The sequence below is a fragment of the Sphingomonas sp. HMP6 genome (assembly GCF_013374095.1).
Lineage (GTDB): Bacteria > Pseudomonadota > Alphaproteobacteria > Sphingomonadales > Sphingomonadaceae > Sphingomonas.
Genome location: NZ_AP022672.1, coordinates 1,631,972 through 1,644,664, shown reverse-complemented (window position 1 = coordinate 1,644,664; position 12,693 = coordinate 1,631,972). Strand labels below are relative to the sequence as shown.

Annotated in this window: 15 protein-coding genes and 1 tRNA gene; 7 read left to right on the top strand and 9 right to left on the bottom strand. The window is 65.6% G+C overall.

Features of this window, described 5'->3' with window-relative positions; genetic code table 11:
* Positions 1–114: 114 nt before the first annotated feature.
* Complete coding sequence (locus HMP06_RS08200) at positions 115–783, bottom strand: glutathione S-transferase family protein (RefSeq protein WP_176496646.1); 669 nt, start codon at positions 781–783, stop codon at positions 115–117.
* Positions 784–872: 89 nt separating this feature from the next.
* Between HMP06_RS08200 and HMP06_RS08195 the strand changes: the two genes are divergently transcribed.
* Complete coding sequence (locus HMP06_RS08195) at positions 873–1,337, top strand: OsmC family protein (RefSeq protein WP_176496645.1); 465 nt, start codon at positions 873–875, stop codon at positions 1,335–1,337.
* 105 nt (positions 1,338–1,442) lie between these two features.
* Here the strand turns inward: HMP06_RS08195 and yihA are convergent, their stop codons facing one another.
* From yihA to HMP06_RS08165, 6 genes are all read right to left on the bottom strand, one after another.
* Positions 1,443–2,078 (bottom strand): ribosome biogenesis GTP-binding protein YihA/YsxC, encoded by a 636-nt coding sequence (gene yihA, locus HMP06_RS08190; protein WP_176496644.1) that lies wholly within the window; start codon positions 2,076–2,078, stop codon positions 1,443–1,445.
* On the bottom strand, positions 2,075–3,853 hold the full coding sequence (yidC, locus tag HMP06_RS08185) for a membrane protein insertase YidC (RefSeq protein WP_176496643.1): 1,779 nt from the start codon (positions 3,851–3,853) through the stop codon (positions 2,075–2,077). The genes yihA and yidC overlap by 4 nt, the downstream gene beginning before the upstream one ends.
* Before the next feature lie 16 nt (positions 3,854–3,869).
* Positions 3,870–4,082, bottom strand: coding sequence for a membrane protein insertion efficiency factor YidD (yidD, locus tag HMP06_RS08180; RefSeq protein ID WP_176496642.1), 213 nt, complete (start codon positions 4,080–4,082; stop codon positions 3,870–3,872).
* 121 nt (positions 4,083–4,203) lie between these two features.
* Positions 4,204–4,470 (bottom strand): ribonuclease P protein component, encoded by a 267-nt coding sequence (rnpA, locus tag HMP06_RS08175; protein ID WP_232089922.1) that lies wholly within the window; start codon positions 4,468–4,470, stop codon positions 4,204–4,206.
* Between the two features lie 56 nt (positions 4,471–4,526).
* Positions 4,527–4,661 carry a 50S ribosomal protein L34 gene (gene rpmH, locus HMP06_RS08170; RefSeq protein WP_010162954.1) on the bottom strand — a complete coding sequence of 45 codons (135 nt, stop codon included), beginning with the start codon at positions 4,659–4,661 and terminating at the stop codon, positions 4,527–4,529.
* Between the two features lie 86 nt (positions 4,662–4,747).
* Positions 4,748–5,011 (bottom strand): hypothetical protein, encoded by a 264-nt coding sequence (locus HMP06_RS08165; RefSeq protein WP_176496641.1) that lies wholly within the window; start codon positions 5,009–5,011, stop codon positions 4,748–4,750.
* A gap of 140 nt (positions 5,012–5,151) precedes the next feature.
* Here HMP06_RS08165 and HMP06_RS08160 point away from each other — a divergent pair, with 140 nt between their 5' ends.
* The 4 genes from HMP06_RS08160 to HMP06_RS08145 all read left to right on the top strand — a co-directional run bounded on the left by HMP06_RS08160 (position 5,152) and on the right by HMP06_RS08145 (position 7,825).
* Positions 5,152–6,657, top strand: a complete 1,506-nt coding sequence (locus HMP06_RS08160) for a YifB family Mg chelatase-like AAA ATPase (protein WP_176496640.1) — start codon at positions 5,152–5,154, stop codon at positions 6,655–6,657.
* An 80-nt stretch (positions 6,658–6,737) separates the two neighbouring features.
* On the top strand, positions 6,738–7,271 hold the full coding sequence (locus HMP06_RS08155; RefSeq protein ID WP_176496639.1) for a DUF805 domain-containing protein: 534 nt from the start codon (positions 6,738–6,740) through the stop codon (positions 7,269–7,271).
* 93 nt (positions 7,272–7,364) lie between these two features.
* Positions 7,365–7,703 carry a helix-turn-helix domain-containing protein gene (locus HMP06_RS08150; RefSeq protein ID WP_176496638.1) on the top strand — a complete coding sequence of 113 codons (339 nt, stop codon included), beginning with the start codon at positions 7,365–7,367 and terminating at the stop codon, positions 7,701–7,703.
* Positions 7,704–7,740: 37 nt separating this feature from the next.
* Positions 7,741–7,825: transfer RNA gene (locus tag HMP06_RS08145), tRNA-Leu, on the top strand.
* 170 nt (positions 7,826–7,995) lie between these two features.
* On the opposite strand, the gene HMP06_RS08140 is transcribed toward HMP06_RS08145, so the two are convergent.
* Positions 7,996–9,855, bottom strand: coding sequence for an ABC-F family ATP-binding cassette domain-containing protein (locus tag HMP06_RS08140; RefSeq protein WP_176496637.1), 1,860 nt, complete (start codon positions 9,853–9,855; stop codon positions 7,996–7,998).
* A 302-nt stretch (positions 9,856–10,157) separates the two neighbouring features.
* On the opposite strand from HMP06_RS08140, the gene HMP06_RS08135 reads away from it, so the two are divergent.
* Both HMP06_RS08135 and HMP06_RS08130 read left to right on the top strand, forming a co-directional pair.
* On the top strand, positions 10,158–10,610 hold the full coding sequence (locus HMP06_RS08135) for a GreA/GreB family elongation factor (protein WP_176496636.1): 453 nt from the start codon (positions 10,158–10,160) through the stop codon (positions 10,608–10,610).
* Positions 10,611–10,725: 115 nt separating this feature from the next.
* Positions 10,726–11,052 (top strand): hypothetical protein, encoded by a 327-nt coding sequence (locus HMP06_RS08130; protein WP_176496635.1) that lies wholly within the window; start codon positions 10,726–10,728, stop codon positions 11,050–11,052.
* 326 nt (positions 11,053–11,378) lie between these two features.
* Here the strand turns inward: HMP06_RS08130 and HMP06_RS08125 are convergent, their stop codons facing one another.
* Positions 11,379–12,686, bottom strand: coding sequence for a sensor histidine kinase (locus HMP06_RS08125; RefSeq protein ID WP_176496634.1), 1,308 nt, complete (start codon positions 12,684–12,686; stop codon positions 11,379–11,381).
* Between the last annotated feature and the right edge of the window lie 7 nt (positions 12,687–12,693).

Below are 12,693 nucleotides of genomic sequence, written 5' to 3'. Positions count from 1 at the left end.
GAGCCTGTCGAAGGGCTGCGTGCAACACGTCCGACATCGCTTGTGGCACGCAGGGCTTCGACAGGCTCAGCCCGAACGGAAATTAAGGTGACCCCGCTTAAAAACAAAAAGACTCTAGGCCTTTGCGGCGGGCTGCTCGAACTGTTCGATCACCCATTCCTCTTCCTGCGCACTGGCGATCCAATCCTGCATAAAGGGGTGGTGTAGCACGGCGTCCATATACCCCGTCGCAAAGCGCGCGACGGGAAGCGAATAGGTGACGATCCGAGTGACGACCGGCGCGTACATGATGTCCGCCGCGCGGAATGCGCCGAACAGGAAATCGCCTTCGCCGCCGAAGCGCGCGCGCGCCTGCGCCCATAGCTCCATGATGCGGGTGAGGTCGGCGACGACATCGTCATCGGGGCGCTGCGGCGGGAAGATCTGGCGCACGTTCATGCTGTGCTTGCGGCGCAGCGCGGTGAAGCTCGAATGCATTTCCGCCGCCATCGACCGCGCCATCGCGCGCGCGGCATCGTCGGCGGGCCAGAACAGGTCGCGGCTGGTCTTCTCGGCGAGATATTCGATGATCGCGAGACTGTCCCACACGACAGCATCGCCGTCCCACAGGATCGGCACCTTGCCTGAGGACGGCGCGAACTCATCGCCGTCGCGGCGCTTGTCCCATTCGGCATCGTAGAGCGGCACGACCGCTTCTTCGAACAGCAGCCCGGACTGCTTGCACGCGAGCCAGCCGCGCAAGCTCCAAGAGGAATAGGCCTTGTTGCCGATGATCAGTTTCATGAGGGTGGGGTAGCGCGCGGCGGCGTTGCCGACAACCGGGGACGGGGCGTAAGGTGTGTTTCCGGCGACATCGGGGGCTAGGGCATCACATGCAGCACGATTACACCGCGCGGATCGCCTGGACCGGCAATCGTGGCGAGGGGACGCGCAGCTATCGCGGCTATGACCGGACCTGGCAGATCGCGACGCCCGGCAAGCCGGTGGTGCACTGTTCGAACGATCCGCTGCTCGGCGGCGATCCCGGCCTGCCCAACCCGGAGGATCTGCTGCTCGCCAGCCTCTCGGGGTGCCACATGCTGTGGTATCTGCACCTGGCGAGTGCGGCGGGGATCGTGGTGACCGATTACGTCGACGATCCACTGGGGGTAGGGGAGAGCGCACCGGATGGGACCGGGCGGTTTATCCGCGCGGTGCTGCGGCCGACGATTACGGTGGCGGCGGGGACCGATCTTGCGGTGGCGGATGGGATCCACGGGCGCATCCATGCGCATTGCTTCATCGCGCGGTCGGTGAATTTTGCGGTCGAGTATGCCGCGACGTACACCCAAACCTGACGCTTGTGCTCCGGCGAAGGCCGGAGCGCTGGGATGGGTGTGGCTCCCCCGGCCAAGGCTCCGGCCTTCGCCGGAGCACAGCGGTTGCTACCCCCGGGCCGTGCTCTACCCGATCGCTTCCATCACCGCCGCGCGCAGTTCTGCAATCCCAAGTCCCGTCTCGCTCGACGTAACCAGCACTTCCGGGTGAGCCGCGGGGCGCTTGCGCGCTTCGGCGATCGTCGCTTCGGTCACCTCGGCGAGCTCGGTCGCCTTGATCTTGTCGGCCTTGGTCAGCACCATACGGTAGCTGACCGCTGCCTTGTCCAGCATCTCGAGGATGTCGCGGTCGACATCCTTGATGCCGTGGCGCGAATCGATCAGCACGAGCGCGCGCTTCAATACGTCGCGCCCGCGCAGGAAATCGTTTACCAGGTACCGCCATTTGCGCACCATGTCCTTGGGCGCCTTGGCGAAACCATAGCCGGGCATATCGACCAGCCGGAAGCTGAGCGGATTGCCGACGTCGAAGAAGTTCAGCTCCTGCGTGCGGCCCGGCGTGTTCGACGTCCGCGCGAGCGAATTGCGCCCGGTCAGCGCGTTGAGCAGCGACGATTTGCCGACATTGGAGCGGCCGGCGAAGGCCACTTCGGGCACATCGGCATTGGGCAGAAACTCCAGCGCGGGCGCGGACTTCAGGAACGCGACCGGCCCGGCAAAGGCTTTCCGCGCGGCTTCGATCGCTTCGGGTTCGAAACTCACGTCTTCACCACGGGTTTGGGGGTCGGTTCTTTCAGCGCCGGGTGCTTCGCATAGAGCAAACGCTGCTGCGCGATGGTCCACAGGTTCGACGTGATCCAGTAAATCTGCAGGCCCACCGCGAACGGCGCCATCACGAACATCAGCATCCACGGCATGATCGCGAAGACCTGCTTTTGTGCTTCGTCCATCGGGGCGGGGTTGAGCTTGAACTGGAAGAACATCGACACGCCGAGCAGCACCGGCACCACGCCGATCGCGAGGAAGCCGGGCACGGTGTAGGGCAGCAGCCCGAACAGGTTGAGGATGTGCGCCGGATCGGGCGCCGACAGATCGTGGATCCACCCGATGAACGGCTTATGCCGCATTTCGATCGTCAGCAGCAGCACCTTGTAGAGCGAATACATGATCGGGATCTGCAGCAAGGTCGGCAGGCACCCGGCGAGCGGGTTGACCTTCTCGGTCTTGTACAGCGCCATCACTTCCTGCTGCTGGCGTGCCTTGTCGTCTTTGTATTTCTCTTGCAGCGCCTTCATCTTCGGCTGGATCGCCTTCATGGCGGCCATCGACGCGAACTGGCGCTGCGCGATCGGGAAGATCAGCGTGCGGATCGTGACGGTCAGCAGGATGATCGCGACACCGAAATTGCCGATGTTACGGAACAGCCAGTCGAGATATTTGAAAATCGGCTTTTCGACCACTTCGAACCAGCCCCAGTCGATCGCCTTGCCGAAATTGGGGATGCCGAGCCGGTCTTCATAGCGGTCGAGCGTGTTGGTTTCCTTGGCGCCCGCAAAGAACTTGGAGGTCGAGACGAGCGCCTTCCCCGGCGCGACGACGCGTGGGGCGAGCGTGAAATCGCCCTGATAGGCATCGCCATTCGCCGCGCGGAAGCCCGAACGGACCGGTGCGCCGCGATCCGGGATCACGGCGGCGAGGAAGTATTTGTCGCCGAAGCCGAGCCAGCCGCCGGTTGTATCAAACATGTTGGCGCCGGGCTTCGAGCTGCTGCCCCATAGCCGCGCGAAGAAGCCTGGCTCCTTGCCCTTCAGATTGTCGAAGGTGATGTCGTAGGTCGCACCTTTGTCGAACACGCCGATCGGGCCGATGTGGTTGGTCCAGGTATCGGGCTCGGTGCCGACGCCAGCGCGCGAAACGAGCGCGTACGGGCGCAGCGCGATCGGGGCTGGGCCGGCGTTCGAAACCGTCTGGCGCACCGTGAACATATATTTGTCGTCGACCGCGAAGGTCAGCGCGAAGACCTGCCCCTTGCCGTTGGCCCATTTGAGCGTGACGGGCTTGCCGGGCGCGAGTTCGGTGCCGCTCGCGGTGAACAGCGTGTTGGCGTCGGGCACGGTGACGCCGTCGCCGCTCCATCCGAAGCCACCGAAATACGCATCCTTGGTGCCGCGCGGCGACAGCAAGCGGATCGGCGGAGAATTCTTGTCGACGGTTTCCTTATATTTGGTCAGCGTCAGATCATCGATCCGCGCGCCCTTCAAATTGATCGAACCCTCCAGATCGGCGGTACGGATCGCGATGCGCGGGCTTTCGGCGCGGACGACCTCGAGCGCGCGCACGGCGCCGGTTCCGGTCGTCGTGGGGCCAGCGGTGGTGGGGCCGGTCGGGGTGTCGATCACCTTGGTCGTGCCCGCGACGATCTTGGTCGCCGGCGGATTGGCGCGCGGGAACAGCGTGCTCGACAGGAAATTCCCACCGAGCAGGATGATCGCCGCCAGCACCGCGAACAGCACAAAATTCCGGGTATCGTCTTTCACGTAAACGTCCGTTCGATCAGGGTACAGGATCGGGTCCGTACCCGCCCCAGGGATGGCACCGCGCGATTCGCTTGGCCGCCAACCACCCGCCTTTCAACGGCCCATAGCGGCGAAGGGCGGTAATTGCATAGGCGGAACAGGTTGGTTGAAACCGGCAGGAGGGCGGGAGGATCGCCGAGGGGCCGACTTGCCAGCCGCGGACGAGGAGGATGAGGAAGCGGGTCAGCATGGGCCACCCCCGCACCGATCCCCGCTGCGCTCCTGCTGCGCAGGCAGGAGCTCTGGGTTACGAGCGCTGCCCTTGGCCGCCAACGCTCCGGCCTTCGCCGGAGCACGGTGGCTTGAGCGACTCACCGCGCCACCTTGGCCAGCGCCTTGATCAACTCCGCCCGCAACACGGCAAAGTCGCGCTCGACCCCGCCGTTGCGGCCGATCAACACATGATCAGCACCGCGCACGCCCGATTCGGGCAGCAGCTCACGCGCCAACGCCCGCAACCGCCGCTTCATGCGGTTGCGCACCACGGCATTGCCGATTTTCTTGGTCACGGTGTAGCCGATCCGCATCGTCGGATCGCCATCACCCCGCGGCCGCATCTGCAGGACAAAGCCCGGCATCGGCGCGCGTTTTGCGCCATTCGCCGCAAGGAAATCGCGGCGAATCGTCAGCGTGATTAGGCCGACAGCTTCTTCCGACCGCGATTGCGGCGTGCGCGGATCACGTTGCGGCCACCCGGCGTCGCCATGCGCGAGCGGAACCCGTGGCGGCGTGCGCGCACCAGATTGCTCGGCTGAAAGGTCCGCTTCATCGTTCATTCCCTGCACGTCAAAATAGCAAATGGCCGCCACGAGGACGGCCTTGATGGGGAGCGCTTAGCTTCAGGCCCGCGTAAAGTCAACGCGCGGCACGCGGCACTTTGTCGCGCGCGCGGCGTCGCGCGGCACTCTGACGCCGCAAACCCATGTCGGCATAATGGCCGACTCGCGGGTAGCGCCGCTTGACGTGGACGAACCCACGCCGCGCCTTGTGCGAATTCTGCAAGACCAGAGCGAGACCGGCGGCGAACACGAACACCCCACCCGGCCCGGGGATCGCGCCGATGACCGGTGACACGATGATCACGAGGATGCCGGAGACGAACAGGCCGGTGCGGATCATCGGGTTTCGCGACGTAATCATATCGTACGCATGTGGGACCAGTGTCTTGCGCACGCAAGGCGGCTGCGACAGGTTTCCGCGGCAGGTTCCTTCGGGGCGGAAACCGGTTATGCTCCACCCCTGTCCGGGGGGAATGGCGCATGGTGGCGAGCGTATCGACGGTGGCGTATCTCGGGCTCGAGGCGCGCGCGGTCGAGGTGCAGGTGCAGCTCATCCCCGGCCTGCCCGCCTTCAACGTCGTGGGTCTTGGTGACAAGGCGGTCGGTGAAAGCCGCGAGCGGGTACGCGGGGCGATCGCCGCGATGGGCCTGGCGCTGCCGCCCAAGCGGATCGTCGTGAATCTGTCCCCGGCTGATCTGCCCAAGGAAGGATCGCATTTCGATTTGCCGATCGCACTCGCGCTGCTCGCCGCGATGGGCGTGGTCGATGCCGAGACGCTTGCCGATTATGTCGTGGTTGGCGAACTCAGCCTCGACGCGCGGATCGCGCCGTCGCCGGGCGTGCTGCTGGCCGCGCTCCATGCCTCGGAAGTGGGGAAGGGGCTGGTCTGTCCGGCGGCGCAAGGGTCGGAGGCGGCCTGGGCCGGATCGGGCGTGCTGGCGGCCCCCGACATCCTGTCGCTGATCAACCACTTCAAGGGCCACGGCCTGCTCGGGGCGCCTGAGCCGGGTGAGGCCGAGGATTGGGTCGGCGGGCCCGATCTGCGGCAAGTAAAGGGGCAGGAAACCGCCAAGCGCGCGCTGGAGATCGCGGCGGCGGGGGGCCACAACATGCTGATGGTCGGGCCGCCGGGCGCGGGCAAATCGCTGATGGCGTCCTGCCTGCCGGGTATCCTCCCGCCGCTGGATGCGGGCGAGGCGCTGGAGGTGTCGATGGTGGCAAGCGTCGCGGGGACGCTCAACGGCGGGCGGCTCACCCGCAACCGCCCGTACCGCGCGCCGCACCATTCGGCATCGATGGCGGCGCTGGTCGGCGGCGGGTTGAAGGTCAAACCCGGCGAAGTCAGCCTCGCGCATCTCGGCGTGCTGTTCCTCGACGAACTCCCCGAATTTCAGCGCGCCGTGCTCGATTCGCTACGCCAGCCGCTCGAGACCGGCACCGTCAGCGTCGCGCGCGCCAATGCGCACGTGACGTTCCCGGCACGGGTCCAGCTGATCGCGGCGATGAACCCGTGCCGCTGCGGGCATCTCGGCGATGCGGCGCTGGCCTGCTCGCGCGCACCGAAATGCGCGGCGGATTATCAGGCGAAGGTGTCCGGGCCGCTGCTCGACCGGATCGATCTGCATGTCGAGGTGCAGGCGGTCAGCGCCGCCGATCTCGTCCTGCCGCCGCCCACCGAAGGATCGGCGGAGGTCGGCGCCCGCGTCGCCGCCGCGCGCGCGGTGCAGCAGGTGCGCTATGCCGATCACGCCATCCGTACCAATGCCGAGGTTGACGGTGTGCTGCTCGATACCGTTGCGACGCCGGACGAGGCAGGCCGCAAGCTGCTGGCGCAGGCGTCGGAGGCGATGCGGCTCTCGGCGCGCGGCTATACCCGCATCCTGCGGGTCGCGCGGACCATCGCCGATCTTGCGGGGGTGGAACAGGTCGGGCGCATCCACGTGGCGGAGGCGCTGAGCTATCGCCGGCAAGCGCCGCGCAACTGAGGTTCGACTTGCCATGGCGATGAAGTGCCGCGACACATGTCTTTGAACCGGCGAGGAATCGCTGAAAACTGGGGGCCGCTATGGAATGGATGATCTTACCGCTGAAACGCTATGCGGAATTCAGCGGGCGTTCGCGGCGCAAGGAATATTGGATGTGGATCCTGTTCCTGATCCTCGCCAACATCGTATTGAGCATCCTCGATGCCGTCCTCGGTCTGGGCGGCAGCGCGACGACCACGACCAGCAGCGCGCCCGGTGCGATGGGCGCCGCCGGAAATCTCAGCGGCGGACTGCTGTCGGGGGTCTTTTCGCTTGCCGTGCTGGTCCCGAACATCACGGTCGCGGTGCGGCGGTTGCACGATACCGACCGCAGCGGTTGGTGGATCCTGCTGCCGATCGTGCCGCTCGTGCTCGCGTTCGGGGGTGTGTTTGCCGGTGCTGCGGCGGCCAGCGTCTCCAGCATGATGTTCGCCGGCGTCGCGTTTCTGGGCGTGTTCATCTCCGGCCTGCTGCTGCTGGTCTGGTATTGCACCGAAGGCACGCGCGGGCCGAACCGCTTCGGCGATGACCCGAAGGCCGATCTGCCCGCCGACCTTGCGCGAACGTTCGAATAAGGGACTCGAGCGTCCGCCCGGCGGCGTCAACGGGATTGATCATATCGATTCGATTCCGTAACGGTTGCGCGTCGTAGGGCGGGGGCGCACGGAGTGGCAGCAGCGAATTTGGCGGAGCGCGGCTTCGATGCCTTCGAAGGAATCGAACTCGGCTTGATGCCCAGTGCCCGGCCTGGCGCCTTGCTGCGGCAAGCGCGCGAGGCGATCGGCGCATCGCTGATCGATGTATCGCGTCATACACGCATTACCGTATCTCACCTCGAATCGATTGAACGCGGCGACTATGATGGGTTCCACGCCCGCGTTTATGCGGTCGGCTTCGCGCGCAGCTATGCGCGCTTCGTCGGGATCGCCGAGCAGACGATCGCTACTGCGGTCAGCGCCGAATATGTTCAGGCGCGTCCGGGGCAACCGGTGCATCACTGGGCTTGAAGTCTGCCGCCGCTGCGGCTACCAGCGCCATCCGCACGCGGGTGTGGTGAAATTGGTAGACGCGCGGGACTCAAAATCCCGTTCCGCAAGGAGTGTCGGTTCGACCCCGACCACCCGCACCACCGGCCTCTCTCAGAGGGCCGGTCCCTATTCAGCTTTGACCTATCCTCCGTTCGGCCCCGGACTTGATCCGGGGTTGTCGACGCCGGCTCTGTGCGGTCGCTGGCGTCGCTTGCGGAGAGGTGCCGTTCGACAGGCCCAGGGCGAACGGGGCGGGGTGCCCGCCCAGACGTTACGCCGCGGTCAGTTCCAGCGTCTCGCTGATCTCGAACCACACGGCCTCGGCGGCATCCAGCTTCTTCGAAACCTGGGCGTGCTGCTTCGTCAAATCGGCGGGCGATAGCCGCGCCAGCCACGCCTCCGCCGTGCTCGGATCAAGCATCGCGCGGTCGATCGCGTCACGCTGCTTGGTCAGCTTGGCGACCAAAGCCTCGGCCTCGTGCGCCTTCTTCTGCAACGCCACCGCCGCCGCGCTCAGTTGCGGCTTGTCGTCCTTTTTCGCCGCCGCCTTGGTCTTGCCCGTGTCGCCGCCTTCGCCCGCCAGCACGAAGGCGATATAATCCTCCATGCTGCCAGCATATTCCTTCGCCGTGCCATTATCGACCAGCACCAGCCGATCGGCGGTGAGTTCCACCATATGCCGGTCGTGGCTAACCAGGATCACCGCGCCGTCATAGGCGTTGAGCGCCTGCACCAGCGCCTCGCGCGCATCGACGTCGAGATGGTTGGTCGGTTCGTCGAGGATCAGCATGTGCGGCGCATCGCGTGTGATCAGCGCCAGCGCGAGCCGCGCGCGTTCGCCGCCCGAGAGCTTGCCGACCTTCTGCGTCGCTTTCACGCCGGAAAAGCCGAAGCGCCCAAGCTGCGCGCGCACCGCGCCGGGCGTCTTGCCCGACATCATGCGCGTCATATGCTCCAGCGGCGTGTCGTCGCCGTCGAGCTCCTCGACCTGGTACTGCGTGAAGTATCCGACGCGCATCTTGCCCGACGCGGTCATCGCGCCGTCCATCGCGGGCAATTGCGCCGCGAGCAGGCGGGCGAGGGTGGTCTTGCCATTGCCGTTGCGCCCGAGCAGCGCGACGCGATCATCGGGATCGAGCCGCAAGTTCAAACGCTGCAGGATCGGCTTGTCGGCATAGCCGACCGCCGCCATGTCGAGCGTGATCAGCGGCGGGCGCAATTCCTCCGGCGACGGGAAATCGAACGACAGCGTCGAATCCTCTGCCATCGATGCGATCGGCTGCATCTTCGCCAGCATCTTCTGGCGGCTCTGCGCTTGCTTCGCGGTCGAGGCGCGCGCGCTGTTCTTGGCGATATATTCGCTCAGTTTGGCGCGTTGCGCATCCTGCGACGCCTTGGCCGCGGCAAGCTGCGCGACCCGCTCGGCGCGCTGCCGCTCGAAACTGTTATAGCCGCCGGTGTAGAGATGCACCTTGCCGCCTTCGAGGTGCAGGATCGTGTCGACGACATTGTTGAGCAAATCGCGCTCATGGCTGATCACGACCATCATCGCCGGGTACGATTTTAAGAAATTCTCGAGCCACAACGTCGCTTCGAGGTCGAGATGGTTCGACGGCTCGTCGAGCAACAGCAGGTCTGGCTCCGAAAACAGCAGCGAGGCGAGCGCCACGCGCATCTTCCACCCGCCCGAATAACTGTCGAGCGGACGCTGCTGCATTTCCTCGTCGAAGCCCAGCCCGACCAGGATCCGGGCGGCGCGCGCCTCGGCCGTGTACGCATCGATCGCGGTGAGGCGGTCGTACACCGCGCCCATCCGGTCGGGATCGGTGCAGGTTTCCGCCTCCAGCATCAGCGCCGCGCGCTCGGTATCGCCTGCCAGAACCGCCTCGATCGGCGTGGTGGTGCCCGACGGTGCCTCCTGCGCGATGTAACCGATGCGGGTGCCGCGCGGCATTTCGATTTCGCCGAGGTCGGGCTCCAATTGCCCGATCATAACCTTCATCAGCGTCGATTTGCCGGCGCCATTGCGCCCGATCAGCCCGACGCGGCTTTTGGGCGGCAAGGCGGCACTCGCGCCGTCGAGGATCGCGCGCCCGCCAAGGCGCACCGTGATACCGTTGATATTGAGCATAAGCCGCGCGCCTAGCAGATTGTTGCGCTGCACCCAAGGGGCGGGTTTGTGCGTTGGCGCATTCCAAACTCCGTTCGTGTCGAGCGAAGTCGAGACACCGGGGACGGGAAACCGATCCCGTTCGCCCTGGTGATGAGGTCGCCGAGCCCCCGGCTCGGCTGGAAACGTCCGGGGGACGTTTCCACCTCATCACTGTCGAAGGGCCCGTGCTCCACAGGCCACACCTCGTGGCAAAGAGTGCTTCGACAAGCTCAGCACGAACGGGCAGGGGAGTGTGCAATGGATAGGACAAAGGACCGAACATGAGCGTCGCCTTCCGCCGCGAAAGCGACGAAGAACATCTCGAACCCAAATTCGAACGCCCGATAGCGCCGGGGCCGAACCTCGTGACGCCGCGTGGGCTGACACTGATCGGCGCGAAGGTGGTGGAGCTAGAAACGTTGATCGCGTCTGCGGCGGAAGCGGATCGAGCCGCGCTCCAACGCGAACTCCGCTATTGGCACACCCGCCAGACCACGGCGGAGGTAGTGCCCCCGCCCGAACCCGGCACCGTCGGCATCGGCAGCCGCGTCACCTATCGCCTCAACGGCGCCGAGCGCACGGTTGACATCGTCGGCGGCGACGAAGCCGATCCGGCCGAGGGGCGGGTGGGCTTCCAGGCGCCCTTAGCGCGCGCGCTGATCGGCGCGGAAGTGGGCGAGCGCGTCGATTTCGCGGGGAAGGACGAGGCGATCGAGGTGGTGGGGGTGGGTTGAGGGGGTGGTGGCGGCTTCCGCCCAATTGCGGTCGTTCGGGTAGCGGCTATGCTGTGCCAACGATAGAGTGATTGGGTATATAAGATGGCCCAGATGGTCGGGCGGAGGCACCGGAGTGAATGACGGTTACATTTGCTGCTTCTGCGGCAAGGACATAACCAAAGAAGACTACGCTGCTCTGCGCTTGATCGCGACCAACCTGTGGGAGCGCGAGGCAGCACAGAGTGTCTACGCCCACTCTCGCTGCGCGGAGGACCAGATGGCGTTTGGGCAAATGTCGCCAGACGCACTTTTAGATGGCACCACTGGTTACTCTGCGCAGGAAATAATTTGGGGGGAAGACGAAGGCCGCCGGGTCAAGGTGCCACGTTGGGGGTGTCTGGTAATCGCGGCATTGCTCGTCGCAGGCGTTTACCTGCTGGTCCGCGCCTTGGGTCTGTAAGTTACGTAATCGCCAAATCTTCAAGGTTTGGCAAAGGACCGCTTTTCACCCAAAATCGGCCATGCGCCAATCTGCTGACCAAGAGATCTGTCCTACAAACCCGCCCAATGTCATAGTGCCGTCGCAAGCCTTCCACCCCACGCTCTTTGACCCCGCCGGCCCCTCAATCCCACCGCGCGGGACATCCGCGTCAAAACGTGTTTATCCCTAACTTTAGCCTAACCTTCCCCGCACGATGCCCGCAAAAAACGGCGTTTCGCGTGAACTTCAGTGAACTTCCACCCCCAAAACACCGTTCTGAGTGGCACTTTCGGCACTTTCGCCCCTTACCGCACCAGCACAATCCGCGCCACCAACCCGCCACCGTCGCGATTCTCCAGCGTGATATCCCCGCCCGCATCGCGCACGATCGTCCGCGCCAGCGCCAAGCCGAGCCCGATCCCGCCCGTCTCCTTGTTGCGCGATGTCTCGATCCGGGTGAACGCCTCGAACACGTCGCCCAGCCGGTCGGGCGGGATGCCCGGGCCGCGGTCGCAGACGGCGATGACGACCGAGCGCGCTTCGGCGGTGACCGTGACCTCCGCCGCGCCGGCATATTTCAGCGCATTTTCGATCAGATTGCGCACCGCGCGGCGCATCAGGCCGGGGCGCAGCCGCATCTTCAGCCGCGCCGCTTCCTCGAACACGATGTTGCTGCCCAGATCGCGGAAATCCTCGACCACGGCATCGACCAGTGCCGCGAGGTCGACTTCGGTCGGCGGTTCGCTCGGGCGGCCGAGCCGGGCCAGCGACAAGATGTCGTCGAGCGTCGAGTTCATCTCGGCGATCGTGTCCGCCATCTTCACCCGGTCATCCTCATCCTCGACCGATTCGATCCGCACGCGAAGGGCCGCAAGCGGCGTGCGCAGATCGTGCCCGATCGCGCCGAGCATCCGGTCCTTCTCGTCCAGCATCGCCGTCACGCGCAGCCGCAGCGCGTTGAACGCCACGATCACGTCGCGCACGTCCTGCGGGCCACGTGCCGCGACCGGATCGACCGCCGCGCCCGGCTGAAACGCGCGGGCGGCAGTGGCGAGACTGCGCAACGGCCGCGAAATCCGCCGTGCCGCCCAAAGCAGTGGGACCAGCGCGACACCGTACAGGATCAGCGTCTGCGCGATCAGCCGCCAGAAGATCGCGGCATCATTCCGCGACCACGGGAGATTGAGGATCAGCCATTGCCCGTCGGTCCGCTCGACCGCGACCATCAGCTCGGCCCCGGCGCGCAGCAGCCGCTCGACCCGCATCTTGCTCACATAGCGCAGCCGGGGGTCGTTGCGCTTGATCGGTATCACTTGCGTCTGGATGCGCCTCACCCGGACACCGGCATCGCTCAGCGCCCCGCGCAAAGCGGCCTCGACCTCGGGCACATGCTGCCCGGCAGGCATGACCGGAGAGGCGGCAGCGAGCTGGACACGGCTCCAATTCCCCCCGCCGATCGCGCGGCCGGCATGGATCCGCTCATCGGCATCGATGATCCGCGTCACCACCGGGCCGGTCGCCTGATCAAGCCGTGCCTGGCGGCGTTCCGACAGCAGCAGGCTGAAGTTGATCGCTTGGGCGACGAACAAGGCGACCGCGATCAGCAGCGCCATTTGCCCC

Bases quoted from the DNA above. Each gene is read 5' to 3' on its own strand.
- HMP06_RS08165 (WP_176496641.1), bottom strand. From the start codon at position 5,011: ATGATCCGCACCGGCCTGTTCGTCTCCGGCATCCTCGTGATCATCGTG.
- HMP06_RS08135 (WP_176496636.1), top strand. From the start codon at position 10,158: ATGAGCGTCGCCTTCCGCCGCGAAAGCGACGAAGAACATCTCGAACCC.
- HMP06_RS08140 (WP_176496637.1), bottom strand. From the start codon at position 9,855: ATGCTCAATATCAACGGTATCACGGTGCGCCTTGGCGGGCGCGCGATC.
- yidD (WP_176496642.1), bottom strand. From the start codon at position 4,082: ATGCTGACCCGCTTCCTCATCCTCCTCGTCCGCGGCTGGCAAGTCGGC.
- HMP06_RS08160 (WP_176496640.1), top strand. From the start codon at position 5,152: ATGGTGGCGAGCGTATCGACGGTGGCGTATCTCGGGCTCGAGGCGCGC.
- HMP06_RS08155 (WP_176496639.1), top strand. From the start codon at position 6,738: ATGGAATGGATGATCTTACCGCTGAAACGCTATGCGGAATTCAGCGGG.
- HMP06_RS08195 (WP_176496645.1), top strand. From the start codon at position 873: ATGCAGCACGATTACACCGCGCGGATCGCCTGGACCGGCAATCGTGGC.
- rpmH (WP_010162954.1), bottom strand. From the start codon at position 4,661: ATGAAGCGGACCTTTCAGCCGAGCAATCTGGTGCGCGCACGCCGCCAC.
- HMP06_RS08200 (WP_176496646.1), bottom strand. From the start codon at position 783: ATGAAACTGATCATCGGCAACAAGGCCTATTCCTCTTGGAGCTTGCGC.
- rnpA (WP_232089922.1), bottom strand. From the start codon at position 4,470: ATGCCGGGCTTTGTCCTGCAGATGCGGCCGCGGGGTGATGGCGATCCG.
- HMP06_RS08125 (WP_176496634.1), bottom strand. From the start codon at position 12,686: ATGGCGCTGCTGATCGCGGTCGCCTTGTTCGTCGCCCAAGCGATCAAC.